Origin of the sequence: Brevibacterium sp. 2SA, from assembly GCF_005502845.1 — a bacterium.
Lineage (GTDB): Bacteria > Actinomycetota > Actinomycetes > Actinomycetales > Brevibacteriaceae > Brevibacterium.
Map to the genome: position 1 here is coordinate 1 of NZ_SCMW01000045.1, position 15347 is coordinate 15347.

A 15347-nucleotide genomic window follows, 5' to 3' on the forward strand; every position below is an offset into this window, starting at 1 on the left:
GGGTTCGGATGTGGTGGCCTGGTGGGTGCAACCGCGAGTCGGTGGTGACGGGGTGGGTGCGAACGCGAGTCGGTGGTGACGGGGCGTCTGGGATGGATGTGGCGTCCGGAGATGGACGAGGCCGGGACCGGATAGCTCGGAGTTCAGGGGCGGGGCGGTCGGTGCAGCGAACCAGGGATGGTCGCGGTGGCCTGAGGGTGGGCGTGATCACGGACGGAGTGGGGCGGTTGCGTCGGGTGAGGTTGCTGCGAGTTCGATGATTTCTCGACCGTGCACGTCCGTGACCAGCGACTTCTGCTGTCAGGCGAAAATCGATGAGTGAATGAATTCATTGCGAGAAAAAGATCGAATAAATTAGGAACAGACTATTGTGAATATCACACTCGCGGAGTAGAATCAGAGCAACAACGATGAGCGTTGGCGAACGGATCAGGAGTCATGACACTCACCCCGGACAGGCAGAACCACGGGAACGGCGACCGTCCCCGCACGTCGCCTGCGGGGAAGCGGGGCTCCACGTCGAAGCGACCGGGTTCATCCGGACCAGGTTCATCGGGACCGGGTTCATCGGGACCGGGTTCATCTGGACCAGGGCCATCCGCAGGCGGTTCGAGCCGACCGGCCGGAACTCCGGAATCGCTGTTCGACCAGCTCAGGGATGCCGGACTCGACCTCAGCGGCAGCGTCCACGCCGAACTCTTCGAGGAGATCCCGGCAGTACCGGAGGCTGAGAGTCCGGTACTGCCTGGAACTTCGACCGCTGAGACTTCGACCGAGGAGACTCAGGCCGAGGAAGCCCCTGGCGACGAGGAGACTCAGGGTGCGGAGGTGCCATTCGAGGGGAATCCGGTCGGCGAGGTTCCCGTCATTGACGCTCGCATCGACGCGGCCCAGATCGACAGGGCTCAAAGTGGCGCAACTCCGGACGAGGAGGCCTCCGGCGTTGACGAGTCCGATGACTCTCGCGGCGACGAAGAGCCCGATGACTCTCCCTGTGCCCACGATCCCGACGACTACGGTCGTCGCCGGAGCGAAGCGCTGGCGGCCGACGTCTCGGCACTGTCGGTCGACGACGACGCGTTCGACCCCGGGCCGGCCGATGATGACCCGGCTGCGGCGGTCGCCGCCATGCCGGACACGAGGAAGCTGAGCCGGCATCCGCTGCTCACCGATGCGGCCTGGTCCCGCCTGTCCGAGTTCGCGCCCGAAGTCCTCGACAGCATCACGAACCTGACCAGGCTCGAAAGCGAAGTCCGCACCTTCGAACGGCCGGTCGGCCCCGACGACGCAGTGATCCTCGCCGATGCCCTCGAAGCGATCAACCGCGTCAACGCCTCGCTCAACGCCGTCACCCTCGCCATCTTCCAGCGAGTCGGAGTGCCCACGGACTTCGGAGCGAAGACGACGAAAGCACTCGTCAAGGATCGTTTGGGGCTGTCGGATCAGGAGGCCTATCGACGCACCGAGGCGGCGAACAACCTCGGCGGACGCGTCGACCTCTCCGGTCAGCCGATGCCGCCGCTGGCACCCAAGGCCGCAGACGGCCTCCACGAGGGAGTCCTGTCGGCGAACCAGGCCGCGGTCATCGCCGAATGCATGAAACGACTGCCCGCGTGGGTGAGCGCCGAACTGCGGGCCGAGACCGAAGAGCGACTGGTCAAGGAAGCGCCCAACGTCCGCGTCTCCGACCTGCGCGAGATCTTCCAGCGCATGCTCGACATCATCGACCCCGACGGCAAAGAGCCGTCCGAGGGGCGCGACCGGTCGGACTACTCGGTTCATCTCCGCGCCCGCCGCAACGGTGACTGGGAGCTGTCAGGTCGGCTCGACCCGATCACCGGCGGCCTGCTCAACGGCCTGCTGACGTCGAGGATCGAGTCATGCCGGACAGCCGGCGAGCAGGGCGGCGCGGAAGCGGCAGGCGGCCAAGGCGATGCCGGCAACGGGTTCGCCGGCACCGAGGCGGTCGCTGAAGAATCACCCAGCCCCTTCGATGTCCTCGACGCGGTGCTCTCGGGCGACCGGCACGATGCGCCGCTCTTCGCTCAGGATGGCACCGGCCAGCGACTTCCGGGCACGGGCACCAGTGCCGACGCTTCAGGCGGAACAGCGGCGATGGCAGGTCACGACGGTGCGGACGGCAGCGCCTATGGAATGCGCCGCGACGGCACGACGGTGAGCACGGTCGACGCCCAGCCCTCCGCTCGCCGGTGGATCTACGAACGATTCGCCTCCCTGATCGGAAAGATCGAGATGAATCGCCCGAATTCGGGAGCGAGGTACTCACTCGTCGTCACGGCGAAGGCCGAAGACCTCGCCTCGAGAACCGGTCAGGGCAAGACCGGCACCGAGAATCCGGTGCCGATGTCCGAACTCACCTCCTCCGGACTCAACGGCAGAGTGTTCTTCCACCTCATGAGCGACTCGGCCAAGACGGTGCAGGTCGCCACCGAGAAGCGCTTCGCCGACGAGAAGCAGACGGCGATCATCACGGCGAGAGACATGGGGTGCACCTTCCCCGGCTGCGATGCACCGCCGGGGTGGTGCGAAGTCCACCACATCGTGCCGTGGATCGACAAAGGCATCACCGACATCAACAACCTCACACTGGCCTGCGGAGCACACCACCATCTCATCGACAGATCGGATTGGCATGCGGTGATGCTCACCAGCGGCCAACCGGCGTGGGTGCCTCCTGCCTCGATCGACCCGGAGCGACGACCCATCCTCCATGCGAAGTTCGTCGCCCAGGGGATCATCGACACGCTCTTCGACGGCTGAGCGGTCACGGGTTCGCTCTGCGGAACGGTTTGAGCCATCCCGTCGTGCAGGCATACCGTGAGGACCATGAGCACCGGTGAGCCGAACGCGACGAGCAACCGGCGCACCATCGTCGCAGTGTTCCTTGCCGGCATCTCGGTCTTCCTCGTCCTCTACGAAACCCAGGGCCTCATCCCCGCCATCCGCGAGGCGTACTCGATCGACACCCCGACCGCGAGCCTCACGGTCTCGGCGACGAACGTCGCCATGGCGTGCTTCCTCATCCCGTTCTCACTGCTCGCCTCCCGGATCGGCCACGCCCGGCAGATCGTCGGCGGCGTCATCCTCGCCGCGGTCCTCGCCCTCATCCTGCCGTTCACCCCCAACCCCGAACTGCTCATCACCGTCCGCTTCCTCCAAGGCGTGGCGATCGCCTCGGTGCCGGCCACCGCGATGGCCTACCTGTCCCTGCGGCTTCCGCCCTCGGCCCTGCCCGGCGCGATCGGCGTCTACATCGCCGGGAACACGATCGGCGGCCTGTGCTCCCGTCTGCTCACCGGACTCGCCGCCGAGGTCCTCGGCTGGCACGGCGGCCTCGCCTTCACCGCAGCGGTCGCCCTCGCCATCGGACTCATCGTCGTCTGGCTCCTCCGCCGCGACATGGCCCGGAGCGACACGACCCCGAGCGCCACTGCACAGAGCGACACGACCCCGAGCGACACTGCACAGAGCGATACCGCTTCACCGCCTCGGCGAATCCCAAGCGGACTGTGGGGCATCTACCTCACCGGGTTCCTCTGCATGATCGTCTTCGGCGGCTCCTTCACGATGCTCGGCTCCCGACTCCAACAGGACCCGTGGAACCTCAGCGAGGGCACCGTCGCGCTCTTCTTCCTCATCTACCTCGTCGGCACCGTCGTGACGACGTACTACGGTCGCCTCGCCCTGACCTTCACGCGCCGTCGCCTCACGCTCATCGGCATGGTCACCGCGATTATCGGCGCCTGCCTCACCCTCGTCGACTCGCTCCCGCTCATCATCATCGGCATGTCGCTGCTCACCGGCGGCTTCTTCCTCGGTCACACCGGCGCCTCGGCGGCCGCGAGCACCGCCCGACCCGGCGTCGACACCACGCGGTCCTCCGCCATCTACCTCACCGTCTACTATCTCGGCACGAGCCTCGGCGCCTGGCTCTCCGCCGTGCTCTTCACCGATTTCGCGTGGCCGGGCGTCGTCGGGATGTGCCTGACGTCCCTGGTCGCCGTGATCGTGCTCACCCTTGTAGGGTTCAGACAACGCCAGTGAAAGGATCCTCGATGCCCCAGATCGTCCACTCCATCGCCGACGGCGTCGCCCACGTCGAGATCGACCGCGCCGATAAACTCAACTCCCTGACCAGGGGCGTCTTCGAGGAGCTCGTCGAGGTCGGTCTCCACCTCGCCACGCTCCCCGAGGTCCGTGCGATCGTCCTCTCCGGCCGCGGGCGCGCCTTCAGCGCAGGTCTCGACCTCGCAGAGATGGCGCGGATCGCCGAGGAGGGGCCCAGTGGCATCGGCGCCGACGGTGACCTCCTCGGTTCCGCCCGCGCCCTGGCTCAGAAGGCCGTGCACGTGTGGTCCCTCGTCGAGGTGCCCGTCATCGCCGCGGTCGCCGGGCCCGCCCTCGGCGGGGGCATGCAGATCGCCCTCGGCGCCGACATCCGCGTCGCGAGCCCCGACTCGCAGTTCTCGCTCATGGAGATCAAGTGGGGGATCATCCCCGACATGTGCGGCACCCAGCTGCTGCCCCGCCTCGTCGGCCCCGGCATGGCGAAGAAGCTCATCGTCACCGGTGAGGCGATCGGCGGCGTCGAAGCGCAGCGGATCGGACTCGTCGAGGAGCTCGCCGAGGACCCGATCGCCAGAGCCCTCGAGCTCGCCGCCGACATCGCCTCGAAGTCCCGTCAGGCGCTCGTGTGGTCGAAGCGCCTCGTCGACCTCTCCTACTCAGTCCCCTTCGCCGAGGGACTCGCCGCCGAACAGCAGGCGCTCTCCGAACTCCTCGGCTCGGACGAACAGCGCCGAGTCGTCGAAGAGCGACTCACGAGCATGCGGGCCTCCCGCCGCTGAACCGCACCGTGGCTCAGGGCGCCTCATCCGGGCGCACGACGTCGATGACGCGAGGGCCGGTCGTGACCGCTGAGGCCGAGGCGAAGGTCGCCAGCTCGCTGAGCAGGACGAACGTGGGACGCATGAGCTTGAGTTCGCCGACCGACTCAGCGGTGAGGAGCGCGGCGACCGGCAGCCACTCGCTCGTGTGCGCCTCGGTCGTGACATGCTGCGGAGCCAGCGCCTCGTCGGCGGCCACAACGTAGAAGTACGTGTCGAAGCGCTTCGGCTGTCCGGGCGGGGTCACCCAGTTCGCCCACGGTGTGAGCGCATTCGGGTCGATGACGGCGCCCGTCTCCTCGGCGACCTCACGGACTGCGGTCGCGATGAGGACCCGCCAATCGTCGATCGTCGAATCCTGCCACGCCGCCCGGTGGAGTTCTGGGTCGGAGACGACGACCGCCTCGGCGCCGGCGACATCGACGGGATCGACACGGCCGCCGGGGAAGACGACGACCCCGGCGGCGAAATCCATCGTCGAGACCCGGTGCTGGACGAAGACCTCGAGTCCGGACTCGCCGTCCCTGACCATGATCACGCTCACGGCTGGACGGATGGGGACGGCGGTGGGATCGACGGTCATAGCAGTGGACACCTTCGGTCGGGGCTGGTCATCTCATTATCGCGCGTTCGCACCGCGGATCGGCAGGGTGACCTTGCGCGATACGATGAGGAAGTCAGAGCGGCCCCGGCGGCCGGAGTGCCAGGCGGAGGAGGTGATCGACGTGGAGGTCTACCCCCTCTTCACCGTCGACAGCGCCTGGCCGAACTGGCTGCTCTTCCTCCTCTTCGCCGTCGACCTCCTCATCCGGATCATCGCGCTCGGGTGGATCCCGCACAATCGCCGCCCGTCGGTGGCGCTCGGCTGGCTGCTCGCGATCTTCCTCATCCCCTATGTCGGGCTGCTCGCGTTCCTCCTGCTCGGCTCCTCGAAGCTGCCCAAGCATCGGCGGAAGAAGCAGACCGTCATCAACGACATCATCCGCGAGGAGTCGAACGAGCAGGCGATCGTCGGCGAGCACAGCCACCTGCCCGAACCCCTGGCGACGGCGGCCCAGCTCAACTTCGACCTCGGGGCCCTGCCGATGACCCACGGCAATGCGTTCATCCTCCACACGGACAACCACGAGTGCATGGAGGCGATGGCCGACGCCATCGATGCCGCCCACGACTACGTCCACTTCGAGTTCTACATCGTCGCCATCGACGCGACGACGAAACGGCTCATCGACTCCCTCTTCAACGCCCACGCGCGGGGCGTGCGGGTGCGGATCCTCATCGACCACCTCGGGTCGATCGGGTACCCGGGCTATTCGGAGCTCGTCAAACGGCTCGACTCATCGGGCATACCGTGGCGCCGAGCCCTGCCGATCCGCCCCTGGAGAGGCGAGTATCAGCGTCCTGACCTGCGCAACCACCGCAAGATCCTCGTCGTCGACGGGGTCAGGGCGTTCACCGGTTCGCAGAACATCATCGACCGCTCGTACAACAAGGCCCGCAACCGGCGGAAGGGCTTCCAGTGGATGGATCTCTCCCTCGAATGCGAGGGGCCGGTCGTCGACGAACTCGATGCGGTCTTCACCACGGACTGGTATTCGGAGACCGACGAGCTCTTCGACGAGTCCGCGCAGCTCGAACTCAACGCCCCCATCAGCGGTGGCGCCCTCGCTCAGGTCGTCCCGTCCGGTCCCGGGTTCGAGGACGAGAACAACCTGCGCCTGTTCAATCACCTCATCTACAACGCGAACCGCACTGTCGTCGTGTGCTCCCCGTACTTCGTCCCCGACGAATCGCTGCTCCACGCTCTGACGACGGAGGCGCGCTCGGGTGTCGACGTCCGCCTCTACGTCGGTGAGACGAGCGACCACTGGCTCACCCACCGCGCCCAGCAGTCGTACTACGACGAGCTCGTCCGCGCCGGGGTCCGCATCTTCATGTACCACGCGCCCACCGTCCTCCACTCGAAGTTCCTCCTCATCGACGACGATGTGTCGATCATCGGGTCCTCGAACATGGACGAGCGCTCGTTCGCGATGAACCTCGAGGTGACGATGTTCATCGTCGACAAGGAGTTCACGGCGCGGATGTACGCGCTCGAAGCCGAAGAGTACGCGCCGAACTCCGTCGAACTCGATGCCGAGGAGTGGCGGAACCGGCCGCTGCACAAGAAGTACATCGAGAACGTCGCCCGGCTGACGAGCTCGCTGCTGTAGAAGCAGGCTGGCGCTCGGTGCTGTAGACGCTGACAGCACGAAGCGGCGGCTGCCTCGGTAAGGCAGCCGCCGCTTCGTGAAGTGAGCTCCGTCAGCTGCGGGACGGTCCTTCGTCCTCGAGCGAGCGCTCGGGATCGGAGATGACGTCGTTCACTCGCTTCGGCGTCGGAGTCGTGCCCCCGGCGGGCTTTGCCGCAGCACCCGTCGACCCAGCACCTGAGGTGGCGCCCGGAGTCGGCTTGGCGCCGAGCTTCGGCGAGGGCGTCGCGCCGCCTGCCGAGCCGCCGGTCGGCTTCGGCGTCGTGCCGGCAGCGCCTGAAGCGGACGATCCCGTCGCTCCGGAGGTCGTCGAGGCGGGCGTCACCGGCTTCGAGACCGAACCTGGGCCTGACGAACCAGCCGAGGTCGAACTCGCCCCGGCCGAACCCGCCGAGGTCGAACCCTTCGAACCTGTCGTGCCGCTCGACGATGGTCCGTCGTGCGCATCCTCATCACCGTCGAGCTCCTGCGCTGCGGCATTGACCTTGTCGGTCGCCGTCTGGACGGCGTCGGCCACTGCCGGAGCCTTCTCGCGGATCGACTGGTTGGCCTTCTCGACCGTCTCCTGCACCTTCGGGTCGGTCCACAGCTCCTGCAGCTGCGCCTTGAGCTTCTCGTAGCTCTGGCGGCCGGTCCGAGATCCGAGGACGTACCCGATTCCCAGTCCGGCCAGGAGAATCAATCGCTTCTTCATGGTTGTGCTCTCCTTCGCTGCGTCGCAAATGTGTTCTGAGCCACCAGCCTATACCGACACACCGGGTCAGTGGTGAGGCGATTTCGCGCTGCAGGGTCGATCGCCCCACCGCCGGCCGGGCCTGCCGCGCGCTGCCGCGCACGCCGCCCATTGCGTAAAGCGACATTGCCGGAAAACTCCCAGCGTCAGCGGACCGTGTCCTCAGCGCAGCGACACTGTCACAGACTCGGCTGCTGCTGTGTGATGCAGTGGATGCCGCCGCCGCGGGCGTAGAGCTCGCGGGCGTCGACCCCGACCACGGTGCGACCCGGGTACACCCGCTCGAGGATCGCCTGCGCCTCGGCGTCCATCGGATCATCGAACGTGCACGCGATGACTCCGCCGTTCGTCACGAGATGGTTGACGTAGGAGTAGTCGACCCAGCCCTCGTCGTCCTTGAGGATCTCCGGCGCCGGAATCGGCACGACCTCGAAGGGCTGACCGTCGGCGGTCGTCTCGTTCGCGAAGAACTCCTTGAGCTGCTCACTGAACTCATGGTCCGGATGCTCGGGATTGCGCTGATCGTGGACGAGGACGACACCCGGGCTCGGCATCGTCGCCACGATGTCGACGTGCCCGCGCGTGCCGAAGGTCTGATTGTCCCGATGCAGCCCGTGATCGAGCCAGATGACCTTCTTCGCTCCGATCGTGCGGGCGAACTCGGCCTCGACATCGGCCTCGGTGAGCCCGGGATTGCGTCCCGGATCGAGCTGCACACTGCGCGTGGCGAGCACCGTTCCCCGACCATCGACGTGGATGCCGCCGCCTTCGTTGCGCAGCTGCGAGGAGACCACCGGAACGTCCGCGGCCTCGGCAACGAAGCGCCCGATGTGCTCATCGTTGTCCCACGTCGCCCACTCCTGCGCACCCCAGCCGTTGAACACCCAGTCGACGGCCGCGAGCTTCCCCTCGTCGTCGATGACGAAGGTCGGGCCGATGTCGCGCATCCACGCATCGTCGAGTTCCGCAGTGACGATCTCGATGCCCTCGCCGAGGTGGCGCCTGGCATGGTCGACCTGCGCGGGGGAGACGACGACGGTGACCGGGGTGAACTCACTGGCCGCGTTGGCCACGGCCGCCCACGTCGTGCGCGCCGCCTCGGCGTCCTCCTCCGAGGCACCCAGCGCATAGCCCGAGGACGGGAACGCCATCCAGATGCGGTCGTGGGCGGCGGTCTCTGCCGGCATGCGGTACGTCATCGTCTACCTCTTCTGTGGTGCTCTCATCCGGAACTCTGGTGGTGCGACTGCGGACGCAGTGTGACTCCGAGTCTAGCGAGCCTGCGCGCGGCAGGGCCTGCGGATTCCGCACCTGCCGACCCCGTATAGTCGGGCGAGGAGATCAGTCCGGCAAGGGAGACCGACTGGCAGCGCCGAAGGGAGTCGCACGTGAAGACCGAGGACATCGACGAGCTCTTCGCCAGGAAGGGGACCGGTCCGCTGGCCGGGATCCTCGTCGCGGACTTCTCCCGGGTCCTCGCCGGCCCCTACGCGACGATGATGCTCGCCGACCTCGGCGCCACGGTCATCAAGGTCGAGGGCCGCACCGGTGACGACACCCGGTACTGGGCGCCGCCTCGGCGCGGGGACGATGCGACGTACTTCCTCACGGCCAACCGGAACAAGCACTCCGTCGTCCTCGACTTCACCGACCCCGACGATCGCACCCTCGCCCAGGAGCTCGCCCGCCGGGCCGACGTCCTCGTCGAGAACTTCAAGGCCGGGGGGCTGGCCAAGTACGGCCTCGACTACGACTCGGTGCGGGCGGACAACCCGGGCATCGTCTACGCCTCGGTGACCGGATTCGGGCGGGACAATCCGCAGCCGGGATACGACCTCCTCATCCAGGGGCTGTCGGGGTTCATGAGCGTCACCGGCACCGAGGAGTCCGGCCCGGTCAAGGCCGGTGTCGCGATCGTCGACGTGTTCACCGGCCTCCACACGACCGTCGGCATCCTCGCCGCGCTCGTCCACCGTCAGGAGACCGGCGTCGGGCAGCTCGTCGAGACGAACCTGCTCTCCTCGGCGCTCTCGGGACTGGCGAACCAGACCTCGGCCTACATCGCCGGCGGTGTCGTGCCGCGCGCGATGGGCAACGCCCACCCGAGCCTCTACCCGTACCAGCCGATGCCCACCGCTGACGGCCAGATCATCATCGCCATCGGCAACGACGCTCAGTTCGGCAAGCTCGCCGAGGTGCTCGGCCACCCCGAATGGGCAGCTGACGACCGTTTCGCCCAGGCGGCGAACCGGAATGAGAACCGCGCCGAGCTCGAGCCCTACCTCGTCGCCGCCCTCGCCGGGAAGACGAACCAGGAGTGGTACGAGATCCTCTCGGCGGCCGGGCTGCCGAGCGCGCCGATCAACACGATCGCTGAGGGCGTCGAGCTCGCCGCCCGGCTCGGCCTCGACCCCATCGCCGAGGCGGGCACCGGTGACCGCGTCATCCCCACCGTGGCCAACCCGATCCGCCTGTCCGCGACGCCGCCGAGCTACGATCTCGCGCCGCCGACGCTCGGGCAGAGCACCGAGGCGGTCAAGGAGTGGCTGCGACAGCCGGCAGGGGAGTGAGTCCGGCGGGGCGCGTCGACAGGGATCATTGCCGACGGGGACTGTGCGATGGCGAAAAGTCGACGGGAGCGCTCGGGACTCGGTTAGCCTAGAGTCTGAACGAACCCTGAATCGCCAGGTGATCGGTGCCCGCGGCCGCGGGTCCCGCGGCGGTGTGGCCGACGACGAATCCGGAACTGAGATGGACGACACGAAGAGCACTGCTTCGCCGCGAACAGCGAAGTCGAAGACGAATCCCGTGGTCAAACGCACGATCATGGTCATCGCCATGGCGCTGACCGGCTTCCACCTGTTCGCCTCGTTCCTCTGGATCGCGCCGTCGTCGACGCTGCGGGAGATCATCCCCGGCAACCTGCTCTCGCAGTACATGATCCCGATGTGGGGTCAGTCGTGGAGCGTGTTCGCCCCCGAACCGATCAACGGTGACTACTACTTCGACGTCCGCGCCGTCGTCTCCACCCCGGACGGCGGAGAGGAGACGACGGACTGGGTGCGGGCGACCGACGTCGAACTCGACCACTCGACGTACAGGCTCTTCCCGCCGCGGTCGGCCGGCCTCGGCATCAGTGTGGCCTCGGACCTCAAGGGATCGTGGGACGACCTCAGCGACGACCACAAGTCGATCGTCGCACTCGACTACTTCCGGGGAGAGGACTCGGTCGAGCGACTGACGACCAAGCTCGACGAGTACGCCGACCCCGACGGCGTGGTCGACGACTACCTCGCGGAGGAGAACACGGCGACGGCGTACGCGACGCAGGTTGCGCTCGCCGTCTGGGGCGAGGACGTGCAGCGGGTCCAGTTCCTCGCCGCCCGACAGAACGTCGTGCCGTTCGCGCAGCGCAACGACAAGGACGCCGAACGTCCCGCGGTCCAGCCCGTCACCGTCGGCTGGCGGGCCCTGACGTTTGCGGATGACCAATCGAACGAGGACTTCGCGGACTACTTCTGCGCCTCGGACACAGTGAGGTGCGTCAGTGAGCAGTGAGACGCCGGCCGGGGCCGAGAAGCCGGAAACAGCACAGGCGGAAACAGCACAGGCGGCGGCGAACCGGGGCGACCACAGTGGCGGTGCTGATGGCGCATCGACCGGTGGCGCCGCTGACCACCCGGGCGGCCGCGACACGGGAGTCACGGCCCGCATCGTGACGAAGCTCGCCAACGGGTGGAACTGGCTCGAGGAGATGCTCACGGGCCGCTACCACGCGACCTACGGCCTCGCCGTCACCCGCATCCTCATCGGGGTGACGGGGCTCGGGCTCATCCTCACGAACTTCGCGGCCCGCAACTATGCGTTCGGCGTCGGGGCGGCCTGGAACGGCGAGATCGCCGAACCGCAGAGCGACTTCCCGAACATCTGGCTGTTCTCCCTCTTCCACCGCGCAGTGACGAACCCGCCGCTGTTCACGGCGATGATCATCGGCCTCGCCGTGCTCGCCGTGACGATCATCCTCGGCTGGCGCACCCGCATCATCCTGCCGTTCTACCTCGTCGCCTGGGTGAGCTTCATCGAGCTCAACGACAGTGCCGGGGACCAGGGCGACAACGCCTACCGGATCTTCCTCATCGCGCTCCTCTTCGCCGACACGACGCGACGCTGGTCCCTCGACTCCCGCCGCCACCGGAAGCGCTTCGGCATGCTCCCGGCAGCCGCCGACGGCCCGTGGATCCTCATCATGGCCAACAACCTCGCGATCGTCGTGCTCGCCTTCCAGGTCTGCGCGATCTACATGTCCGGCGGACTCTACAAGGCCGGCGGCCAGGCCTGGCAGCACGGGTACGCCGTCTACAACCCGCTGCAGACCCTCCAGTTCGGCACCTGGCCGGTGCTCTCCGACCTCGTCACCGCGTGGGGTCCCGGTGTCGTCATCATCTCGTGGGGGTCGATCCTCTTCCAGTGCGCCTTCCCGTTCATGCTCTTCAACCGCTACACGAGGGTCGTCGCGCTCCTCGGCATCCTCTCGTTCCACCTCGGCATCGCCCTCCTCATGGGCCTGCCGTGGTTCTCGCTGACGATGATCGCCGTCGACGCGATCTTCATCAAGGACAGCAGCTACGAGAAGCTCAGCGCACTCCTGCGACGCTGGTGGTCATCGACGGGCATCGGCTCCCGGAGTGCTGCCGGGCAGACCGGCTGAGCGCCGCGGACGACAGACGCGCCGCGACAACAGACGCGACCCGACCACAGACGCGACTCGACCACAGACGCGACGAGGGGGCGACCGGTTCGGTCGCCCCCTCGTGCTTGTGCGGTCACTTCTTCGCGTGCAGCTCCAGACCCGTCGTGTCGGCGTGCACCGGCATCGTCACCTCGACGGTGTCACCGTCCTGGACGTCACCGGCGAGCATCGCACGGGCGAGCTTGTCGCCGATCTCGCGCTGCACGAGGCGACGCAGCGGACGCGCACCGTAGGCGGGATCGTAGCCTTCGAGCGCCAGCCAGTCCTTCGCCTCCTGTGTGACGTCGAGCGTGATCCGGCGGTCGGCCAGACGCTTGTCCATGCTCTTGATCTGCAGGTCGACGATCGAGGTCAGCTCGTCGTTGCTCAGCGCATCGAAGAGCACGATGTCGTCGAGGCGGTTGAGGAACTCGGGCTTGAACGCCGAGGCGACGACGTCCATGACCGCATCCTTCTGCTCCTGCTCGGTCATCGCCTGATCGACGAGGAACTGCGAACCGAGGTTCGAGGTGAGGATGAGGATCGTGTTCCGGAAGTCGACCGTGCGGCCCTGACCATCCGTGAGACGACCGTCATCGAGCACCTGCAGGAGGATGTCGAAGACGCTCGGGTGCGCCTTCTCCACCTCGTCGAGGAGGACGACGGAGTACGGCCGCCGGCGCACCGCCTCGGTGAGCTGTCCGCCCTCGTCGTAGCCGACGTAGCCGGGAGGCGCACCGACGAGCCGCGAGACGGTGTGCTTCTCGCCGTACTCGCTCATGTCGATGCGGATGAGGGCCTTCTCGTCGTCGAAGAGGAAGTCGGCCAGCGACTTCGCGAGCTCCGTCTTGCCGACACCCGTGGGGCCGAGGAAGAGGAACGAACCGGTCGGGCGATCCGGGTCGGAGACTCCGGCCCGGGACCGGCGGATCGCATCGGAGACCGCGGCGACCGCGTCCTTCTGCCCGATGAGCCGCTTGCCCAGCTCGTTCTCGGCGCCGAGGAGCTTCTCGACCTCGCCCTGCATGAGGCGTCCGGCGGGGATGCCGGTCCACGAGGCGACGACCTCGGCGATGTCGTTGGCCGTGACCTTGTCGCTGACCATCGGATCCGAGCTCTGCCCGGCATCGGCTTCGGCCTCTTCGGCCTCGGCCTCGGCGATCTCCTTCTGCACCGCGGGGATCTCCCCGTAGAGCAGGCGTGACGCCGTTTCGAGGTCGGTGTCGCGCTGAGCCTTCTCGGCCTGCGACCGCAACTCGTCGAGCTTCGTCTTCAGCTCACCGACCCGGTTGAGGCCGGCTCGCTGGGACTCCCACGTCGCCTCGAGGGCACGGAGGTTCTCCTCCTTGTCGGCGAGGTCGGCGCGCAGATTGCTCAGGCGCTCCTGCGAGGCGGAGTCCGTCTCCTTCGACAGCGCCATCTCCTCCATCTTCAGGCGGTCGACCGAGCGACGCAGCTCATCGATCTCCGCCGGGGCGGAGTCGATCTCCATGCGCAGTCGGCTGGCCGCCTCGTCGACGAGGTCGATCGCCTTGTCCGGCAGCTGACGGCCGGTGATGTACCGGTTCGACAGACCTGCCGCGGCGACGAGCGCGCCGTCGTTGATCGAGACCTTGTGGTGGGCCTCGTAGCGCTCCTTGAGACCGCGGAGGATCGCGATCGTGTCCTCGACGCTCGGCTCCCCGACGTAGACCTGCTGGAAGCGACGCTCGAGCGCCGGGTCCTTCTCGATGTTCTCGCGGTACTCGTCGAGCGTCGTCGCGCCGATGAGCCGCAGCTCACCGCGGGCGAGCATCGGCTTGAGCATGTTGCCGGCGTCCATCGAGGAGTCGCCGCCGGCACCGGCGCCGACGATCGTGTGGAGCTCGTCGATGAACGTGATGATCTGGCCGTCGGCGTTCTTGATCTCCTCGAGCACCGCCTTGAGCCTCTCCTCGAACTCACCGCGGTACTTTGCGCCGGCCACCATGGCCGAGAGGTCGAGGCTGATGAGCGTCTTGTCCCGCAGCGATTCCGGCACGTCGCCGGCGACGATGCGCTGGGCCAGACCCTCGACGACGGCCGTCTTGCCGACTCCGGGCTCACCGATGAGGACGGGGTTGTTCTTCGTCCGGCGGGAGAGCACCTGGATGACGCGACGGACTTCCTTGTCGCGGCCGATGACGGGATCGAGCTTGCCCTCGCGCGCGGCGGCGGTGAGGTCGATGCCGAACTTCTCGAGCGACTGCATCGTGTCCTCGGGGTTCTCCGAGGTCACCTTCTTGCCCCCGCGCAGCTCCGGCAGAGCAGCGAGCAGGGCGTCACGGCTGGCGCCGTTGGCGCGCAGCGCATCGCCGGAGCCGTCATGGCCGCCGGCGGCGGCGAGCAGCAGATGCTCGGTCGAGACGTACTGGTCTCCGAGCGAGGTCATCTCCTCCTGCGCCTGGTTCATCAGCTCGAGCGCGGCTCGGGACAGGCTCGGCTGCGCCACGGACTGTCCGCTCACGGTGGGGAAGCCGCCGATCACGGCGGCCACCGCGGTGAGCACGGTGTTGCGGTCAGCGCCGACCTTCGCCAGGAGGTTCGAGGCGAGAGAATCGGGCTGTTCGAGCAGGGCGGCCACGATGTGGGCCGGCTCGACCTGGTTGTTGTGGCGGGCAACGACGTCGTTGACTGCCGTCTGCAGCGCCTCTCGTGATTTGGTGGTCATCTGTGCGTCCATGCGCATCTCCTCAACAGTGGTGGAT

The 15347-nt window shown here is 67.4% G+C and carries 11 protein-coding genes; 7 read left to right on the plus strand and 4 right to left on the minus strand.

What is annotated here, in order from left to right; all coding sequences use genetic code 11:
- The first annotated feature begins 828 nt into the window (after positions 1–828).
- The 3 genes from FFS20_RS13835 to FFS20_RS13845 all read left to right on the plus strand — a co-directional run bounded on the left by FFS20_RS13835 (position 829) and on the right by FFS20_RS13845 (position 4868).
- Positions 829–2781 carry an HNH endonuclease signature motif containing protein gene (locus FFS20_RS13835; protein ID WP_249356859.1) on the plus strand — a complete coding sequence of 651 codons (1953 nt, stop codon included), beginning with the start codon at positions 829–831 and terminating at the stop codon, positions 2779–2781.
- Positions 2782–2847: 66 nt separating this feature from the next.
- Positions 2848–4065, plus strand: coding sequence for an MFS transporter (locus FFS20_RS13840; RefSeq protein WP_137826419.1), 1218 nt, complete (start codon positions 2848–2850; stop codon positions 4063–4065).
- 11 nt (positions 4066–4076) lie between these two features.
- Positions 4077–4868 (plus strand): enoyl-CoA hydratase-related protein, encoded by a 792-nt coding sequence (locus FFS20_RS13845; protein WP_137826420.1) that lies wholly within the window; start codon positions 4077–4079, stop codon positions 4866–4868.
- Between the two features lie 13 nt (positions 4869–4881).
- Here the strand turns inward: FFS20_RS13845 and FFS20_RS13850 are convergent, their stop codons facing one another.
- Entirely contained in the window at positions 4882–5490 is a 609-nt protein-coding gene (locus tag FFS20_RS13850; protein ID WP_137826421.1) for an NUDIX hydrolase, read from the minus strand.
- Positions 5491–5632: 142 nt separating this feature from the next.
- On the opposite strand from FFS20_RS13850, the gene cls reads away from it, so the two are divergent.
- Entirely contained in the window at positions 5633–7120 is a 1488-nt protein-coding gene (gene cls, locus FFS20_RS13855; protein WP_249356860.1) for a cardiolipin synthase, read from the plus strand.
- Between the two features lie 91 nt (positions 7121–7211).
- Here the strand turns inward: cls and FFS20_RS13860 are convergent, their stop codons facing one another.
- Positions 7212–7853 (minus strand): hypothetical protein, encoded by a 642-nt coding sequence (locus tag FFS20_RS13860; RefSeq protein ID WP_137826423.1) that lies wholly within the window; start codon positions 7851–7853, stop codon positions 7212–7214.
- Between the two features lie 218 nt (positions 7854–8071).
- Positions 8072–9079, minus strand: coding sequence for an agmatine deiminase family protein (locus FFS20_RS13865; RefSeq protein ID WP_249356861.1), 1008 nt, complete (start codon positions 9077–9079; stop codon positions 8072–8074).
- Between the two features lie 201 nt (positions 9080–9280).
- Between FFS20_RS13865 and FFS20_RS13870 the strand changes: the two genes are divergently transcribed.
- The 3 genes from FFS20_RS13870 (at position 9281) to FFS20_RS13880 (ending at position 12600) form a co-directional block, all read left to right on the plus strand.
- Complete coding sequence (locus FFS20_RS13870) at positions 9281–10462, plus strand: CoA transferase (protein ID WP_137826425.1); 1182 nt, start codon at positions 9281–9283, stop codon at positions 10460–10462.
- A gap of 181 nt (positions 10463–10643) precedes the next feature.
- Positions 10644–11450, plus strand: coding sequence for a DUF5819 family protein (locus tag FFS20_RS13875; RefSeq protein WP_137826426.1), 807 nt, complete (start codon positions 10644–10646; stop codon positions 11448–11450).
- Complete coding sequence (locus FFS20_RS13880) at positions 11440–12600, plus strand: HTTM domain-containing protein (RefSeq protein ID WP_249356862.1); 1161 nt, start codon at positions 11440–11442, stop codon at positions 12598–12600. The genes FFS20_RS13875 and FFS20_RS13880 overlap by 11 nt, the downstream gene beginning before the upstream one ends.
- Positions 12601–12715: 115 nt before the next feature.
- Here FFS20_RS13880 and clpB read toward each other — a convergent pair whose 3' ends face one another.
- Positions 12716–15322, minus strand: a complete 2607-nt coding sequence (clpB, locus tag FFS20_RS13885; RefSeq protein ID WP_137826427.1) for an ATP-dependent chaperone ClpB — start codon at positions 15320–15322, stop codon at positions 12716–12718.
- Positions 15323–15347: the final 25 nt, after the last annotated feature.

What these genes read in the sequence shown, in the direction of transcription:
- FFS20_RS13860 (WP_137826423.1), bottom strand. Translation starts at nt 7,853, where the DNA reads ATGAAGAAGCGATTGATTCTCCTGGCCGGACTGGGAATCGGGTACGTC.
- clpB (WP_137826427.1), bottom strand. Translation starts at nt 15,322, where the DNA reads ATGGACGCACAGATGACCACCAAATCACGAGAGGCGCTGCAGACGGCA.
- FFS20_RS13840 (WP_137826419.1), top strand. Translation starts at nt 2,848, where the DNA reads ATGAGCACCGGTGAGCCGAACGCGACGAGCAACCGGCGCACCATCGTC.
- FFS20_RS13875 (WP_137826426.1), top strand. Translation starts at nt 10,644, where the DNA reads ATGGACGACACGAAGAGCACTGCTTCGCCGCGAACAGCGAAGTCGAAG.
- FFS20_RS13845 (WP_137826420.1), top strand. Translation starts at nt 4,077, where the DNA reads ATGCCCCAGATCGTCCACTCCATCGCCGACGGCGTCGCCCACGTCGAG.
- FFS20_RS13850 (WP_137826421.1), bottom strand. Translation starts at nt 5,490, where the DNA reads ATGACCGTCGATCCCACCGCCGTCCCCATCCGTCCAGCCGTGAGCGTG.
- FFS20_RS13865 (WP_249356861.1), bottom strand. Translation starts at nt 9,079, where the DNA reads ATGCCGGCAGAGACCGCCGCCCACGACCGCATCTGGATGGCGTTCCCG.